The organism is Sphingobacterium faecale, assembly GCF_016746095.1.
Lineage (GTDB): Bacteria > Bacteroidota > Bacteroidia > Sphingobacteriales > Sphingobacteriaceae > Sphingobacterium > Sphingobacterium faecale.
Window position 1 is genome coordinate 1 of the sequence record NZ_JAERTY010000006.1, and the last position, 16,642, is coordinate 16,642.

The window sequence follows — 16,642 nt, forward strand, 5'->3', positions numbered from 1 at the left end:
TATATCGAATATTATAATAACAACAGGATAAAACTCAATTTAAACGGAATGAGCCCGATGGAATATCGAGCTCATTACAATAACAAATCTAATAACTAAATTTGTCTAAACTTTTGGGGGCACTCTATTTTGCCCCTTTTTTTATTTAGTTCTTTTATATTTTTTATATTTCCGCCAACCTATAAACGTACCGAGCAACAATAGTAGAATAGGCCAGATGCCAATTGCTCCAATAAAAATATTTTCTATAAGCTCCCAGCCGAAACCAAAAGCTTCCTTCGTTTTTAGCCAAAAGCCACTGTCACTATAGGCAATTATAGAGTCCGAGTTATAGAGGTTTAAGACAAGTGTACTATAGCTCACTTGATCCTTCATTGCTCTTAGGGCACTTTCTGTACTCTCTATCTCCTCTTGCAATTGTCTTATTTGTTCCTCTATTTCTAATAGTTCCTTTACGTTTTTTGCATTCGCTACCATATTTTGATACCGAGCTAGATATATTCTTTTACTTTTTACCCTTGATTCCAGGTCATAGTACTGAAGGGATACATCTTGAGCATGAATAGATTTTTCCGTTATTTTATCATTACTTTTCTCTATTCCCTGGAGAAAGGTGTCAAATTGAGAGGAGGGAATCCGTAGGGTTAGGTTATAGTTTGTGTAAGTTGTTCCTGTGGTGGTACTTTCCTGCTCATAGTAGCCATTAGCCTTTTTTACAAGGGCGTCGATTGCTGTTTTGCTTTTTTTGAGGTCCTTAGATTCTACCGATATATTTCCGGTTCGTATTATTTTTTTTCCTTGGTTTAGTTTTTCTGCTTCTAGTTTCTCGGTTCCTAATTCTGTTGCTTCGCTTTTTAAAGGCATCGCGGTTGTGGCAGCCGCATCTACTGTTTTTAAGTCATAAGCCGTTGCTTGGTCAGCGCTGCTTTCCATTGACACCTCTTTAGAGCCTTGCCCACATGCTAAAACACCTGTTAAGCTTAATAGAGCGAGTAGGAATGTTATCTTGTTCATCTTCTTGTTTTTTAGTTTGACAAATAGCTAAACCCTAAATATCGGTTTTTAGTTTTGGGGTTTTCAGATAGATGCACAAACAGGTACTATTCCATACTTGATCGATATATTATAACTAAAAATGCGCTTAATACTGTATTAAGCGCATTTTTAGTTATTTGGTAGCCTCTTTTACTTTTGGGGCTATTTTCGTTCCGTATATTTCGATGGCTTTCATCATGTCTTTATGGTCCGGACTTCCCACATCAGTATGAGCGGAGAATCGCGTTAAACCGAAAGCTTCCTTTACAGCCAGAATCTTATCTATAGACTCATTTGCATCTCCTACAATGAGATGTCCATGGGCCGAACGGCCAAAGTCATACTGCGATTTTTGATACGGTGGCCAGCCTCTGGAAGCTCCTATTCTATTCATTTGTGCTCCATATATAGGATAGTATTTTTCAGCTACGGCTTTACTGTCTTCTCCAAAGAAGGCGTGCATATGTACACCTACTTGAAATTTTTCCATATCATGCCCATTATCTTCATAAGCCTGTTTGTACATTTCGAATAGTGGTGTAAACTGTTCCCAAGCACCACCTATGATGGCAAACATAACTGGCAAACCTAGTTTTCCTGCTCTGATTACCGAAGATGTCGTGCCACCTACAGCAACCCATATAGGCAATCCATTTTCTGTTGCTCTTGGATGGATTTCCTGATTTATTAGCGATTTTCTAAATTTTCCGGTCCAGTTAATGGATTTGTTTTTCTTTATTTTGAGTAATAGTTCTAATTTTTCTTCGAACAATTCGCTATAATCCTTCAGATCATAACCAAAAAGAGGAAAGGATTCGATAAAAGACCCACGACCGGCCATTATTTCCGCCCGTCCGCCTGATATAAGATCTACAGTAGCGAAATCCTGATATAGTTTTACAGGATCTGTAGAGCTTAAAACCGATACCGCTGAACCCAATTTAATATTTTTTGTTACGGTTGCGGCTGCAGCAAGAATTATTTCAGGAGAGGCTACAGCATAATCTGGTCGGTGATGTTCACCCATACCAAAAAAATCAAGGCCCACCTCATCCATCAATTTGATTTCCTCAATTATTTCTTGAAGACGTTGTTGTGTGGATTGTATTTGACCTGTTTTAGGATCTATCTGAAGATCACCAAACATACCTATTCCTAATTCTAACATAGTTTTTTAATGTAAGCGTATAACAAAAGTCAATTTATCTATCTTGACCACTTTAAACTTATACAAATATACTCCTCCTTGGGTTTGCAAAAATTAAGATAGGTTAAGAAAACTTACCCATGTATATACTCTTTGGTACCATATGACTGTATCAGTTTACCTTCAAAATCCAACCATTCTTTCCAGCGTTTATCTACATCTACGTCTTTACTGTACTTTTTCGCAAAGTTTAAAAATGTAGTATAGTGGTTTGCTTCCGAGACCATCAGCTCATGGTAGAATTTTGCCAGTTCTCTGTCTTTAATGTTTTTAGAAAGGACTCTGAACCTTTCGCAACTTCGTGCCTCTATCATCGCTGCAAATAATAGGCGGTCTATAAAAGCTTGGTTTCTAGAACCATCTTTCTTTAAAAACTTCATCAGTTGTCCCACGTAATCATCTTTTCTTTCCCGTCCTAGTGTATATCCTCTTTCTTTGATAATACCAATTACCATTTTGAAGTGTTCTATTTCTTCCAGCGCAATATCCGTCAGTTCGTGTACGAGATCTTCAAACTCTGGATTCTGAGTAATCAACATTATAGCATTAGAGGCTGCTTTTTGTTCGCACCACGCATGGTCCGTCAAAATTTCTTCCAAATTGGACTCGGCAATATTGGCCCAGCGAGGGTCTGTAAGTAGTTTTAATCCTAGCATTATTATTCTCGATTTGTTTCCGAACTACAAACTTAGATAATTTCCTTTACATAAACTTTCTTTAGGAATGGTGCTTAGGCAGTATTGTGTCAAAGCTAAAAACCGGTCCCCAGAAAGAAAGATCCTTGAGACCGGTGTGGGCTGGGATTAGCCTGCCATCCCCATTCACATTATTCCCACAATCTTATCATAGGTAGTAACTGTCATGTATGAATTCAGAAGAAGCCATTTATTCGGTTAATTTAATTGTGTTATTTTTGCGTAATTAAGGTTGTTTAAATATAGTTAAAAAATAAAAGCAGAGATAGTTAAAAATGCTAAAAGTTCTCTTTATCGGTTTAGTATGGCCTGAACCCACTTCTTCAGCAGCCGGTTGGAGAATATTACATTTGGTACGCTTATTTTCAGAATATTATGAGGTTCATTTTGCTTCAGCGGCTGCAACCGGGCCTTATTCTTTCGACATGGATTCCATAGGAGTAATATCACATTCTATCCAGCTGAATGATTCTTCTTTTGATGATTTCATTAAGGACCTAAATCCTCATATTGTTGTTTTCGATCGTTTTATGGTCGAAGAACAATATAGTTGGCGGGTTGCGGAGCAATGTCCAGATGCACTTCGCATATTGGATACAGAGGATTTACATTTCGTCAGGTTGGCCAGACAGGAAGCTTTTAAGAAGAAAAGGAAAATAGACTATAGAACAGACCTTGCTAAACGCGAGATAGCATCTATATTGCGTTCTGATTTGTCTTTAATTATTTCCCAAGATGAGATGAAGCTTCTGATTAATGATTTTATGGTGCCCAATGAGCGTTTATTTTTTCTGCCTTTTCAGGAAGAAAAGTTAACACAGGTACATAAATTATCTTTGCCATCTTTTGAGCAGCGTAAACACTTTGTATTCATCGGTAATTTTATACACGAACCAAATTGGCGTACAGTAGAGATTTTAAAACACAAGATATGGCCTGAGATACGCAAAAGGGAAGGTCAGGCAGAGCTTCATATTTTTGGAGCATATGCTTCGGAAAAAGTATTTCAATTGCACAAGCCTAAGGAAGGGTTCTTTATTAAAGGAAGGGCGGAGGATGCAAGAGAGACTGTTGCCCAATATAGCGTATTGTTGGCCCCCATACCCTTTGGAGCTGGTGCAAAAGGAAAATTAGTCGATGCCATGTACGCTGGTACACCATCGATGAGCAGTACGGTAGCTGCGGAGTCGATGCTATCCGGCAGTGAGTGGGCTGGTTTCATTGCTGATGACACCGATTCTTTTGTTGAAAACACGTTGAGATTGTATCGTGACAAGAGCCTTTGGCAAGAAAAACAAGAGGTTGGTTTTCGTATCTTTAACGATTTATATGCCGATAATTCTTACAGTCAAGAGTTTATTGCTAAACTTCAAGTGCTTCAGGCAGACCTTAAACCCTTTAGAAATAGAAATTTTTTTGCAGATATATTGATGTATCAATCGCTTCAATCCACGAAGTATATGTCATTGTGGATTGAAACGAAGAATAAAACTAGGCCATAATCAATTCCATGCCATCTTTAATAAGATGAGCGATAGATGATTTGGTGTTTTGTAGATCATTTAGTCTTTTCGTGCATTGATCGAGCAGTTGATTATTTCCTGCTTGATAAGCAAGTTCAGCGATTTCTAGAGTCAATAGCCAATCCTCTGGGTAGATTTTGTGGACTTCATGGAAGATTTGCTCTAGATCAAGTTTTGAATTTGCTTCTTCGCGATGATTGCGGACAGCCAGATACAGGTTTTCTAGATCGATTTTTTCTTGAGTCTTGTGCTGTTTTATGGTTTTGGTCGCAGAAACATGTGAAATGAGATCAAAACTGCTATTATCTGCTGGCCCAGAATAGCAAGAACTCACTTTTTTTCCTATTGCCATATCATAGATTCCCCATTCCGGCTGGAACAAAATTTCATCCTGATGACGTACTGTACAGTTTTCCAAAGAGATCAGGATAATTTTTCCTTTTATATTTCTTCGACCTGTTATAATACGGCCCTCTACGGTGATATTACCTTCAAATTCCAATTTGATATCTTTTCCTTCTTCTATATTATAAGCCTGTAAATCTTTTGGGCTCATGTCTTCTATAGAAAGGTTGATTCCCTTGAGTTTACCTATGGGAGATCCAAATCCTTGGCTATGGTAATCGGTACCATGATTAATAAGTTCCCGATCATGATAAGCTAATGACGTCGGAGATGAAGTATGTATATATATAGGTTTTCCCTGGTGCTCAATTACCCGACTGAATATTCCGGATATCTGTATTCCTGTAGAGAGTTCTATCGTACCCAGTGCTTTGGATTCTATAAGCTTGTTTAATCCACTGATTCCTCCCGTCCGTAATGCCATTGTATTGGCAAATTCTTCCAAAACCAAGCTAAGGTAAGCAAAATCCGGTGTGACATATAGTTGGGGCTGTGGTTTGGTTATATCAAATCCTTGATAGGCAGCGCTGATATCATAAGGTATCTTCTTGACTTCTTCGCGCATACACGAAGCAGACTCTCCAATAGACGACAGTAGTCCTGCACCATATATCTTAGGGTCATTCAACGTACCGATTAAGCCATATTCTACCGTCCACCAATGTAAATTTCGAATCAGTGCCATCTCAGAAGGTTCTATTTTCTTGTTCTGAAGTTCGTTAACCAAGTATTCTACCTTTTCTATTTTTTCTAAAGGAGTACCTTCTGCTTCTTTAAGAATAGAGAGTTCGCGTATGGCCTCGTATATTTCATAGTCATGAGCAGAAGATATTGCCTTACTCCCGATCTCCCCAAAGCGCCTGAGATATTCTGCATATTCTTTATTCGCTATAATAGGAGCATGACCAGCCCCTTCATGAATAATATCGGGAGCCGGAGTATATTCAATATTCTCGAGCTGGCGGATATCCGAAGCTATTACGAGCACATGGTATGCCTGAAACTCCATAAAAGCATTTGGAGGAATAAAACCATCAACAGCAACAGCAGCCCAGCCTATTTCTTTCAGAATGCGATTCATACCATACATGTCCGGTATTTTGTCTATTTCCAATCCTGTTTTTTTTAGCCCTTCCAGATAGGATTCATGAGCTACCTTAGATAGATAATCTACATTTTTACGCATTACATAGCGCCACACCGCTTGGTTTATAGGTGTGTATTCATTGTAGTTCTGGGGTTTAATAAACTGCCTTAAATGTTTCGGAAGGCGGTCTAGAATTGGGTTTGACTCATAATTTGTATGCATGACTTGCTATATTATTTATCAAACTTAATAAATTCCGATATAAATTCTAAGGAAAGACTGTCGTAAGAAATTATATTTTTCACTACTTTCTTTGCCATCTTCAGAATAAGACCTATAATTTTATCAAAAAATAAGCTTATCTTTCATTACTTAAACTTATATATTACTAATGAGCTTGTGAACAAAGATGTTTGATCATAAGCCAATCAACAAAAACAAATTAGATGAAAACGATAAAAGGCCCCGGTATTTTTCTGGCACAGTTTATTGCTAACGAAGCTCCATTTGATTCTATAGACAATATTGCAAAATGGGCGAAATCTTTAGGGTTTAAGGGGCTTCAGATCCCGACAGGTGACCCTCATTACTTTGATTTGCAAAAAGCTGCCGAGAGCAAAACCTATGCAGATGAGTATAAAGGAAAGTTAAATGAATTAGGGCTTGAGATTACCGAATTATCAACCCATTTGCAGGGGCAATTGGTCGCGGTTCATCCGGCCTATGACAAGCTTTTTGATGCATTTGCCCCTGAAAAGTTCCGGAATAATCCAAAAGCGCGCACGGAGTGGGCTATACAACAGCTAAAGTACGGAGCTAAAGCCTCTCAGAATCTAGGATTAAAAGCTCATGCTACTTTTAGTGGGTCTCTATTGTGGCAGTATTTTCATCCTTGGCCGCAACGGCCAGAAGGATTGGTAGATGAAGCATTTACTGAGTTAGCCCGACGTTGGACTCCGATATTAGATACCTTCGAAGAATGTGGTGTAGATCTATGTTACGAGATACATCCCGGCGAAGATCTATTTGATGGTATTACCTATGAGATGTTCTTAGAAAAGGTAAATAATCACCCAAGAGCTTGCCTATTATATGATCCGTCTCATTTTGTTCTGCAGCAACTGGATTATATACAATATATTGATTTTTACCACGAACGTATCAAGGCATTTCATGTCAAAGACTCTGAGTTCAATCCCACAGGTAAACAGGGGACATTTGGCGGCTACCAAAGTTGGTTGAATAGAGCTGGTAGATATCGTTCTCCGGGAGATGGTCAGGTAGATTTTAAAACCATATTCAGCAAGCTGAGCCAGTACGGTTACGACGGGTGGGCAGTAATGGAATGGGAGTGTTGTATCAAAAATCAGATCGATGGAGCGACAGAAGGATCCAAATTTATCGCTGATCATATTATTCGCGTCACTGATAAGGCATTTGATGATTTCGCTTCTACAGGAGCGGATGCTGCCTTTAATAAAGAAATTTTAGGACTTAGTTAACAAAAAAGGCGCTCTGCAGAGCGCCTTTTTTATCTTCCTTTCTTTTGCATTGGGAATTTCATTTTATACCCCACACGTATTTGTCCTTTAGAAATCTGATCTAATTTCGCTTTCAGCATAGTCTTTTTCAATGGCCCCAATTTGTCCACAAAAAGCTTTCCCTCAATATGATCATACTCATGCTGTACGATACGTGCCGCTAGTCCAGTAAGTTCAATCTCATGCTCTTCAAAGTTTTCATCCAAATAGTTTATCACCACATTGGGCGGACGCATTACCTCCTCATTAATATCTGGAATAGAAAGACATCCTTCGTTAAAGGCCCATTTCTCGCCAGTTTCTTCAACAATAATTGGATTGATAAATACCTTTTTAAAATCCTTTAAATTAGCATCGCCTTCTCCATCCTCGTCTTCGGCAAATGGAGAACCGTCAACAACAAACATACGTATGGCAAGACCTACCTGTGGGGCGGCGAGACCCACGCCGTGGGCACCATACATCGTCTCAAACATATTATCAATCAATTCTTTTAATTGAGGATAATCTTCATCTATCTCCTCGGTTTTTTTCCGTAATACCGGATCACCGTATGCAACTATTGGTAATTTCATTTTTCTTAATCTTTTGCAAAGGTATGAATTTTTATTTTTCCTGATTAGGCGGTCGGATCTATAGTTTGATAGGTTACGATTATAAATTGTAATTTTGTGTCTGTGGATGATAAAAAAAAGAATATAAAGGACTTTATTCAAACACTTTCTTTATCTATTCCCGTAATACAGATAGATGAAGGAATAGACATGTTTAAAGTAGACATTGATCGGGCTATTCTTTATTTATATATGCCAGGGGCTTTACGAAGAGAGGAAGAAAATAATTATCCTGTAATACATATTGATTACGATCAATTGTGTTCTGCTCCCGAAAAGATAATTAACCGATTGAAAGGGCAACATGGTCTGGGGAAGCGATTTTATGCGCGGGCTACCGTCGTAGCCCGTATTGACAAAAGAGTTGCCTTAGCTTTTCAAGAAGAACACCACTTGCAGAGTGCATTGCCCGGAAAATATAGATATGGTCTGTTTTATCAGGGAGACTTGGTCTCTGTTGCTATATTTAGCGGAGGCCGAATCATGCGACAGGAAAGACTAGGTTATCGATCCTTTGAATTAATTAGATTTTGCCATAAGAGTGATACGTTAATCGTAGGTGGTCTTTCTAAGCTGCTCAAAGCATTTATAAAAGATTTTTCTCCACAGGATATTATGACCTATGCCGATAGAGATTGGTCTCATAATCACTCCTCCTTACAGACCATCGGTTTTGAAATCATAAAAGTAGTGGCTCCACAGCGGTTTGCGATCGTCGGGAAGCAACGATTTAGTGTTACCACCGAAGAGCAACAAGTAGACTATTATATTGAAAATAAAGGAAGTTTAAAATTAAAGCTCGTTCTTTAAATAGATTTTGTTATTTTAACATCCTTCAACATTAAACTTATAAATAATTATGGAACGTAGATTACGCATGGGCATGGTCGGTGGAGGAAAGGACGCCTTTATTGGTGCTGTGCACCGGATCGCTGCTTTTATGGATGGCAAAATTGAACTGGTGTGTGGTGCCTTTAGTATAGATCCTGATATATCCAAAGAATCTGGCAGAGAATTATTTGTTGCTCAGAACCGTGTATATCCCGATTATAAAACGATGATCGAACAAGAAGCCCTGCTTCCAGAAGGAGAGCGTATGGACTTTTTAACTATTGTCACCCCAAATTTTTTACATTTTGAACCAGCAAAGCTTGCCATGGAAAATGGTTTTGATGTGGTGGTCGAAAAGCCAATGACAGTCTCTTTGGAAGAAGCTTTGGCTTTGCAGGAGGTTGTGCAACGGACAGGTCGTACGTTATGTCTTACCCATACCTATTCTGGATATCCAATGGTCAAGCAAGCCAAAGCAATGGTACGTGAGGGGCACTTTGGTAAGATCCGTAAGATTGTCGTAGAATATCCACAAGGCTGGCTGAGTCGTCTTTCAGAGCGCGAAGGCAACGCCGGCGCGGCTTGGCGAGCAGATCCCAAGCGTTCGGGTAAATCTTTAGTAATGGGAGATATAGGTACACATGCGGCTCATCTGGCCGAATATGTATCGGGCTTGCGGATTACCGAACTGTGTGCAGATCTTACCACATTCGTAGAGGGACGTCTGCTGGATGATGATGGTTCTGTGCTTTTAAGGTTTGAAAACGGAGCAAAAGGCGTTTTGATGGCTTCGCAGATTTCCGCTGGTGAAGAGAATGCGGTCCGGATACGTATTTATGGCGAAAAAGGAGGAGTAGAATGGGCTAATGAAGATCCGAATAATCTTATTGTTAAGATGTTAGATCAACCGCGGCAGTTGTACCGTACCGGTAATGCTTATGCTGCGCCTTACACGTTGAGTTCTTTTGCTACACATAATACCCGTATCCCTGCTGGTCATCCCGAAGGTTTATTAGAGTCTTTTGCGAACATTTACCGCAATTTTGCGTTGACCGTCTCCGCAAAGCGCAAGGGAGAGACTCCGAGCCCTGAAGCTTTAGACTTTCCGACCGTTGATGATGGCGTACGTGGTATGGCATTTATTGATACTGTCGTAAAAAATAACGAGAGCAACGAAAAATGGACTAAATTTGTGCTGTGATAAACAGTAAACAGGTCCTTGAATATCTTTCTCGGGAGACATCGTTTCTTGAGAAAGATATTTTAGTAATAACAGGCCCTACAGCTTCTGGCAAAACCAAATTAGCCGTGGAGTTAGCAAGAGCCCTGAGCGGTGAGATTATTAGTGCCGATTCCCGACAGGTATACCGACAGATGGATATTGGCACGGGCAAGGACATCCAGGAATATGAAGAAATTCCCTACCACCTTATCGATATAGCCGACCCTGGCGATCAATATAATGTAAGCCGGTTTCTAGAAGATTTTGAACGAGCCTATCGCACGATAAAGGCCAAAGGCAAGATTGCAATAGTCTGTGGAGGTACAGGTTTTTATATACAGGCATTGTTGACATCTCATCCCTACAATCAGATACCTACCGACATGGCTTGGCGTGCAGCGCAAGAGCAAAGAAATAAACAGGAGATACAGGAGGAGTTAGGACGTTTTATTATCCCCACAGATTTTAAAATTGATTATTCTTCCAAAAAGAGAATGGTACGAGCACTGGAAATTCTAACCTGGTTGACTGATAGCAGAAATTCATTGCCCGAGCCAGTTCCTTCTTATATAGCGACGATTATTGCGCTTGATCCTTTGAAGGATATCCGACGCCAACGTATTAGCAAAAGATTACGTGAGCGCCTAGAACAAGGGATGGTAGAGGAAGTTCAGCAATTGATTAAAGGGGGACTGAATTATACCGAGATTGAGTATTACGGCTTAGAATACAAATATTGCAGCTATTATCTTCGCAAACTACTCAATTATGATTCTTTTGTCAACAAACTTGAAACCGAGATACATCGTTATGCCAAGCGGCAGATGACCTACTTGCGGAAGATGGAAAAGGATGGTGTTCATATTCATTGGTTTACCGCGGTGTAAAATAAACTACTTGTTTAGTCGTCTTTGTTTTGTATTTTTGAAATACGGCTAATCGATTGGGCTGTCGCAAAATATGCTTCACTCTCGTTTGTATTATAAAATTTGTTAGCTTTAGCGGCGAATAGTTATGAAGGATAGCAAATTAACGGATTTTAGGGCTCTGTTAGAGCGTATCGTTACTGGCGATGAAAGAGCCTTTTCCATTCTCTATGACTTATTTTCCGCTGATCTCACCAAGCATATTCTTTCCAAAGTATCCGATGCGCAAGTGGCAGAGGATATCCTTCATGATCTTTTCCTTTCCCTTTGGCGTAATCGTCAAAATATGTTGGAGATAGAATCATTACCAGCTTATCTGTATTCTTCCTGTCGTTATCTTATACTGGCCCATTATCGTATGGAACTTAAACGAGCGTCGTCTAAGGAAGTTGAAGATCTGGATATTCTAGATGAGACCGTTCCTTTAGAAGAGCGCCTTCATTACCGCTATATTATAGACATCGTTTCCAATGAAATTGAAAACCTCCCCGAAAAATGCCGGGAAGTATTTAAATTAAGCAGGAGCGAATTTGTCAGCAACAAAGAAATTGCGCAACGATTAGCCATTTCAGAATCTACTGTTGAGAAACATATTAATAAGGCAATCAGGAGATTACGTGATGTAACTAAAAAATTTTTACTTTTTTTCTAAAACGAGTAGAAGGTACCCTTCTTTTTATACACTTATCTAATAACTAGCCTTATATTTTGACCATTTTTTGTTTTTATGGTTAAAAAGAATGCCTGACGGCGCTCATTGTGGTTGGGACTAATACACACAAGCGGTTATGATGTACATCAAGCAATTATACCAACAGCTAACAAATTTTTTAAACACGAAGGAAGAAGACCGTCGTGAGGTGACTACTTGGTATGAAGGAGTGCATGTAAAGCCTTCTTTAGACGAGGACTCTCAATTTCTGATACAACAACAGGCCAAAGAAAGGATTCTTGCCTCTATAAAAAGTGAATCTAAGAGGTTAGATGTTAGGCGATTATATCGTTGGTCAGCGGTGGCAGCAATATTTTTGGTTGGCGGATACTTGATGTGGACAGCCCTTATGCAACAGGAGCTAGCTACACAAGAGCAGCTTGCTTTGATCGAACCTGCTAAGCAACGGGCCATCATTGTGCTTGAGAACGGTCAAGAAATAGATTTGGATCGATTGGCACTCAATGAGAGCCTCCAAGTAGGCGAGACAATCATTACGAAAGATGCAGAGGGTAAGGTGCGCTATCATCATGCGGCAGACGGCACTGAAAAGGTACAAGCGAATAGCTTGCGTATCCCCAAGGCAGCAACTTATCAATTGACCTTGGTGGACGGCACACGTGTTACACTTAACTCGGATTCCAAGCTTACCTATCCATCAGCCTTTGGTACAGGAGATCGAGTGGTCCAGCTCGAGGGAGAGGGTTATTTTGAAGTAAAAAAAACAAGCAATAAAAGTCGGTTTATTGTAGAGGCGAGGGGACAGAAAATACAAGTTTTGGGAACCAAGTTCAATGTAAAATCTTATCCTGAGGATAAGAAAGAACAGACCACCTTAGAAGAAGGATCTGTAGAGGTTTCTTTCGCTTCAAACACAGCCGTACTAAAGCCAAATCAACAGGCGACTTCTGTTGGGCAGCACTTAGAAACCAAAATTGTTGATATTGATGATGTTTTGAGCTGGACCCGTGGTCAGTTTAGTTTTGACGGAACCAATACTGCGGAGGTTTTGCAGGAAATAGCACGATGGTACGATATAGACATTGTCTATGAAGGGAAAAACAGCGTCGGGCAATATATAGGGAAGATCCCACGCAATCTATCCTTAGATCGATTGATAGAACTGTTGAACTATGCCGAGTTGGAGACCAAGGCTTTTATTGGAAATAATAAGAAAATTAACTTAATCATTACATAATCTAAAAACATGAAAGGAAACAAAATGGAATACTATAACACAGAATAATCTAGATCGTGCAAACAAAAATCGGATTCTGTTGGCGCAGAACCCGATGAGTCGTTTGATGCCGTAGATCAATAAGTGAACTAATTTTTAATCGTTACAACCAAACATTCGAAATTAATGAAAATTTCTTTAAATCCGTTCTTGCAGAATGGGAAAGGTGGCGTGTCTCTAATTGAGCCATCTCAAACCAACCCACGGGTGGTGTTTGATTATGCAAAGACCCCGGTTTTTCTAGCAAGACCGCTAACACGAACATTGATGAAACTCAACCTAATTGCCTTATTATTAGGACTGGGTTTGTCTCAGGTAGATGCAAGGACCTATGCCCAACAGGTCACGTTAAAACGTCAAAAGACAAACTTAGAAACTATCTTAAAAGACTTTGAGAAGCAGAGTGGCTATACTTTTTTTTACAAGAAGACTGATATTGCTCCAGTAAGGGGAGTAGATATAGATGTCAAGAACATGCCCTTGAATCAGGCCCTGAACAGCGTACTGAAGAACGGTAATTTTACTTACGAGTATTTTGATAAGACTATTGTTATAAAGAAAGGAAGATCTTTACAGCCTCAGTCGGTCTCCCGAGAGTTGCCTCAGAATACTATAAAAGTAGTGGAATCTTCTTTGCAACAAGTGGTGCGTGGACAGGTATTGGACGAGAATGGTAAACCTATCAAGGGCGCCTCGGTCCGGCTAAAGTCCGATCCAAAGCTGTCCATGGCTACTCAGGAAGATGGTTCGTTCAATCTGCCTATCACTTCGTTGAATGAGATCATTGTTATTTCTTATCTCGGCTATGAGAGCAGAGAAGTGAAAGCAAGTTTGGAGCGGGAGTCGATGGTGATAAGCCTTAAGAGGAGAGAAAGCAAAGTTGATGAGGTCGTTGTTACCGGAACAGGTATTAATCGTAATAAAGATAGTTTTACAGGGACCACAGCAAAATTCTCAGGAGATGAGCTTAAGGCTATAAGTAACAATAATATTATTCAGTCACTCCGTACTCTAGATCCTTCCTTTTTGCAGATTGAGAACAATTTGGCAGGCTCTAATCCTAATATGATGCCAGTGATAGAGGTTCGAGGTAAGAGTAGTATTCCCAGTTCTACTTTGAAGGATGAGTTCGGAGCCGACCCGAATCAGCCATTGTTCGTATTAGATGGTTTTCCTACCACACTACAGACTATTGTCGATTTGGATATGAACAGAGTCGCCTCGGTCACCATTTTAAAAGACGCGGCTTCGACAGCATTGTACGGTTCACAAGCATCTAATGGTGTTGTGGTCATTGAGACCATAAAGCCAAAACCGGGGGAACTACGGTTTACCTATAATCAAGATTTCCGATTCGAAGTAGCAGATCTTTCTGCCTATAACATGATGAATGCAGAAGAAAAGCTTCAATTTGAGCTTTTATCAGGCCGTTATACTTCTGGAACGATCAGTCAGCAAGTTTTTCTTGATAGCTTATATCAAAGCCACCTTTTTAATGTTAGAAAAGGGATAGATAGTTACTGGTTGATAGAGCCTATCCAGACGGGATATTCGACCAACAACTCCATAAATGCATCAGGAGGAGACCAAAATTTTACTTACAATTTGGGGTTAAATTACCGAAATGGAAGAGGAGTAATGAAGGGATCCGGAAGGGACAGTTATAGCGGTAGTATCAATTTGTCTTACAGAAAGGATAAAATTAGTTTCAATAACATTACCTATATACGAGGAAATAAGACCAACGAATCTAATTACGGAAACTTCTCCACTTGGGTAAATACAAATCCTTATTTTGAAAAATCGTATGACAACCCCTATTTGGAGAAAAGTCGGGAATCAGCAGGAAGAGATCTACTCATAAAAAACCCGCTATTTGATGCGATGTCTACCCAGTACGATCGTTCAAAGACAATAGAGGTACAGAATAATTTTAATGCCAACTATGATATTGTCAACTATCTAAGATTGACGGCAGGACTACAGATTACCAGAGGTGTTGTGGAATCCGAGAAATTCAGATCACCAGGCATGAGTGACTTTTTTAATACACCACTATTACGGAAAGGGAAGTATACAGAAAATGGTAATAACACTTTTTCTTATCAGGGAAACATGATGTTGACGTTTTATAAAACTTTTGCACAGAAACATAATATCAATGCAAACTGGAGAAATACAGTTTCAGAAAATAGAGGACAATCTTATGGAACGATAGCCGAAGGCTTTCCTGAAGGAAGCACAGGAAATCCGAAATTCGCGTATTCCTATTTACTAGATGGCTCTCCTTTGGCTTCAAGTAATATTTATAGGTCATTAAATACAACATTTAGTACCAACTATGCCTATGATAATCGCTATTTGTTTGATTTGGTTTATCGACTTGATGGTTCTACGGCATATGGTAGTAACAAACGATATTCACCCTATTATTCTTTCGGCTTGGGATGGAATATACACAAAGAGACCTTTGCTAAAAATATAGCTTGGATTAATTCACTCCGATTAACAGGAAATTATGGTACCACCGGTAATCAGAACTTTGCGAATGTCAGTTCTATTTCTGTTTACAATTATAGTTCGGGTTCTAACTACAATCACTTTGGACAGGGAACAAGTCTTTTAATGTTAGGGAACCCCAATTTACAGCCACAAAAGACAGGTCAACTCAGTGTATCTTTAGACTTTAGTTTATTTAACGAACGTTTCAGTGGCTATGTCAATGCTTATAACAAAAAAACAGACCCTTTAATAGTTCCCGTAGATCTACCGTCTTCTACAGGGGTCTTTTCTTATCCCTATAATGTCGGAAACCTAACTTACAAAGGTGTCGAAACCAAATTGACTGTATCGCCTATTTATAAACCTGCACAGGGTATTATATGGAATATCGGTTTAACAGCATCTAGTTATAAAAGTCGCTATGATGGGTTCGGAAATATCTTAGAAACACTGAACAAGCAACAGGAAACGAGTAAAACTCTCGTGCGTTATATTGATGGGAATAGTGCCGAAGCGATCTGGGCTACCAAATCTTTAGGGATTGACCCCGCAACAGGACGCGAGGTTTTTTTGGGCAGGGATGGTCAGTACAGCTATGATTACCGAGCCAGTGATATTGTGAATGTTGGCAATACAACCCCGAAAGTTGAAGGTGTTTTATCAACTAATCTTCGTATTCAGGGTTTTACTTTTGGTTTAGGCCTGAGATATAGGCTTGGCGGCGAAATCTTTAACACGGCATTATTTGATAAAGTTGAAAATATATCACTTGCTGGTACAGCCAATAATCAGGATAAGCGTGCGCTGTACGACCGTTGGCAAAAAACCGGTGATGTCGCAAAGTTTAAAGCGATATCGCAAACAGCGACGACCCCTATATCATCACGATTTGTTCAATCTTTAAGTACCCTAAGCAGTGAAACATTAAATATTGGTTACCTATTTGACGGGGCACCATGGTTATATTCCGCTGGATTAAAAACTCTTTCAATCAATCTAATGGCAAATGATTTTATGTACTTCTCGACCGTAAAGCGGGAGCGGGGGATAGATTATCCGTATGCTAGGACATTTGCATTTTCATTTAGAGCAACATTTTAAAATA

General features: G+C 39.5%; 14 protein-coding genes. 9 read left to right on the forward strand and 5 right to left on the reverse strand.

Going from position 1 to position 16,642, the window contains the following annotated elements:
• Positions 1–3 precede the first annotated feature (3 nt).
• Positions 4–99, forward strand: coding sequence for an IS3 family transposase (locus JKG61_RS23315; protein WP_394371087.1), 96 nt, complete (start codon positions 4–6; stop codon positions 97–99).
• Between the two features lie 42 nt (positions 100–141).
• Here JKG61_RS23315 and JKG61_RS11815 read toward each other — a convergent pair whose 3' ends face one another.
• From JKG61_RS11815 to miaE, 3 genes are all read right to left on the reverse strand, one after another.
• Positions 142–1,014, reverse strand: a complete 873-nt coding sequence (locus JKG61_RS11815; protein WP_202103197.1) for a DUF4349 domain-containing protein — start codon at positions 1,012–1,014, stop codon at positions 142–144.
• 154 nt (positions 1,015–1,168) lie between these two features.
• Complete coding sequence (locus JKG61_RS11820; protein ID WP_202103198.1) at positions 1,169–2,203, reverse strand: Atu2307/SP_0267 family LLM class monooxygenase; 1,035 nt, start codon at positions 2,201–2,203, stop codon at positions 1,169–1,171.
• A gap of 113 nt (positions 2,204–2,316) precedes the next feature.
• The gene (gene miaE, locus JKG61_RS11825) at positions 2,317–2,898 is read right to left on the reverse strand and encodes a tRNA-(ms[2]io[6]A)-hydroxylase (protein WP_202103199.1); all 582 of its coding nucleotides are present in this window, start codon (positions 2,896–2,898) and stop codon (positions 2,317–2,319) included.
• 314 nt (positions 2,899–3,212) lie between these two features.
• Here miaE and JKG61_RS11830 point away from each other — a divergent pair, with 314 nt between their 5' ends.
• The gene (locus JKG61_RS11830) at positions 3,213–4,439 is read left to right on the forward strand and encodes a glycosyltransferase (protein ID WP_202103200.1); all 1,227 of its coding nucleotides are present in this window, start codon (positions 3,213–3,215) and stop codon (positions 4,437–4,439) included.
• Here the strand turns inward: JKG61_RS11830 and JKG61_RS11835 are convergent.
• The gene (locus tag JKG61_RS11835) at positions 4,429–6,174 is read right to left on the reverse strand and encodes an aromatic amino acid hydroxylase (protein ID WP_202103201.1); all 1,746 of its coding nucleotides are present in this window, start codon (positions 6,172–6,174) and stop codon (positions 4,429–4,431) included. The two genes, JKG61_RS11830 and JKG61_RS11835, sit on opposite strands and share 11 nt — an antisense overlap.
• Positions 6,175–6,398: 224 nt before the next feature.
• Here JKG61_RS11835 and JKG61_RS11840 point away from each other — a divergent pair, with 224 nt between their 5' ends.
• Entirely contained in the window at positions 6,399–7,454 is a 1,056-nt protein-coding gene (locus tag JKG61_RS11840; protein ID WP_202103202.1) for a sugar phosphate isomerase/epimerase family protein, read from the forward strand.
• Positions 7,455–7,483: 29 nt separating this feature from the next.
• Here the strand turns inward: JKG61_RS11840 and def are convergent, their stop codons facing one another.
• Positions 7,484–8,068 carry a peptide deformylase gene (gene def, locus JKG61_RS11845; protein ID WP_202103203.1) on the reverse strand — a complete coding sequence of 195 codons (585 nt, stop codon included), beginning with the start codon at positions 8,066–8,068 and terminating at the stop codon, positions 7,484–7,486.
• A gap of 102 nt (positions 8,069–8,170) precedes the next feature.
• On the opposite strand from def, the gene JKG61_RS11850 reads away from it, so the two are divergent.
• The 6 genes from JKG61_RS11850 to JKG61_RS11875 all read left to right on the forward strand — a co-directional run bounded on the left by JKG61_RS11850 (position 8,171) and on the right by JKG61_RS11875 (position 16,638).
• Positions 8,171–8,917, forward strand: coding sequence for a hypothetical protein (locus JKG61_RS11850; RefSeq protein WP_202103204.1), 747 nt, complete (start codon positions 8,171–8,173; stop codon positions 8,915–8,917).
• Between the two features lie 49 nt (positions 8,918–8,966).
• Positions 8,967–10,139 (forward strand): Gfo/Idh/MocA family protein, encoded by a 1,173-nt coding sequence (locus JKG61_RS11855; RefSeq protein WP_202103205.1) that lies wholly within the window; start codon positions 8,967–8,969, stop codon positions 10,137–10,139.
• Positions 10,136–11,047 (forward strand): tRNA (adenosine(37)-N6)-dimethylallyltransferase MiaA, encoded by a 912-nt coding sequence (gene miaA, locus JKG61_RS11860; protein ID WP_202103206.1) that lies wholly within the window; start codon positions 10,136–10,138, stop codon positions 11,045–11,047. Before JKG61_RS11855 ends, miaA begins: the two co-directional genes overlap by 4 nt.
• Before the next feature lie 127 nt (positions 11,048–11,174).
• On the forward strand, positions 11,175–11,738 hold the full coding sequence (locus JKG61_RS11865; RefSeq protein WP_202103207.1) for an RNA polymerase sigma factor: 564 nt from the start codon (positions 11,175–11,177) through the stop codon (positions 11,736–11,738).
• A gap of 136 nt (positions 11,739–11,874) precedes the next feature.
• Complete coding sequence (locus JKG61_RS11870; protein WP_202103208.1) at positions 11,875–12,996, forward strand: FecR family protein; 1,122 nt, start codon at positions 11,875–11,877, stop codon at positions 12,994–12,996.
• 165 nt (positions 12,997–13,161) lie between these two features.
• Positions 13,162–16,638 (forward strand): SusC/RagA family TonB-linked outer membrane protein, encoded by a 3,477-nt coding sequence (locus JKG61_RS11875; RefSeq protein WP_202103209.1) that lies wholly within the window; start codon positions 13,162–13,164, stop codon positions 16,636–16,638.
• Positions 16,639–16,642: the final 4 nt, after the last annotated feature.

Excerpts from the sequence above, each read along its gene's own strand:
- JKG61_RS11815 (WP_202103197.1), bottom strand. The coding sequence starts at position 1,014 with ATGAACAAGATAACATTCCTACTCGCTCTATTAAGCTTAACAGGTGTT.
- JKG61_RS11820 (WP_202103198.1), bottom strand. The coding sequence starts at position 2,203 with ATGTTAGAATTAGGAATAGGTATGTTTGGTGATCTTCAGATAGATCCT.
- miaE (WP_202103199.1), bottom strand. The coding sequence starts at position 2,898 with ATGCTAGGATTAAAACTACTTACAGACCCTCGCTGGGCCAATATTGCC.
- JKG61_RS11830 (WP_202103200.1), top strand. The coding sequence starts at position 3,213 with ATGCTAAAAGTTCTCTTTATCGGTTTAGTATGGCCTGAACCCACTTCT.
- JKG61_RS11835 (WP_202103201.1), bottom strand. The coding sequence starts at position 6,174 with ATGCATACAAATTATGAGTCAAACCCAATTCTAGACCGCCTTCCGAAA.
- JKG61_RS11840 (WP_202103202.1), top strand. The coding sequence starts at position 6,399 with ATGAAAACGATAAAAGGCCCCGGTATTTTTCTGGCACAGTTTATTGCT.
- def (WP_202103203.1), bottom strand. The coding sequence starts at position 8,068 with ATGAAATTACCAATAGTTGCATACGGTGATCCGGTATTACGGAAAAAA.
- JKG61_RS11855 (WP_202103205.1), top strand. The coding sequence starts at position 8,967 with ATGGAACGTAGATTACGCATGGGCATGGTCGGTGGAGGAAAGGACGCC.
- JKG61_RS11865 (WP_202103207.1), top strand. The coding sequence starts at position 11,175 with ATGAAGGATAGCAAATTAACGGATTTTAGGGCTCTGTTAGAGCGTATC.
- JKG61_RS11870 (WP_202103208.1), top strand. The coding sequence starts at position 11,875 with ATGATGTACATCAAGCAATTATACCAACAGCTAACAAATTTTTTAAAC.
- JKG61_RS11875 (WP_202103209.1), top strand. The coding sequence starts at position 13,162 with ATGAAAATTTCTTTAAATCCGTTCTTGCAGAATGGGAAAGGTGGCGTG.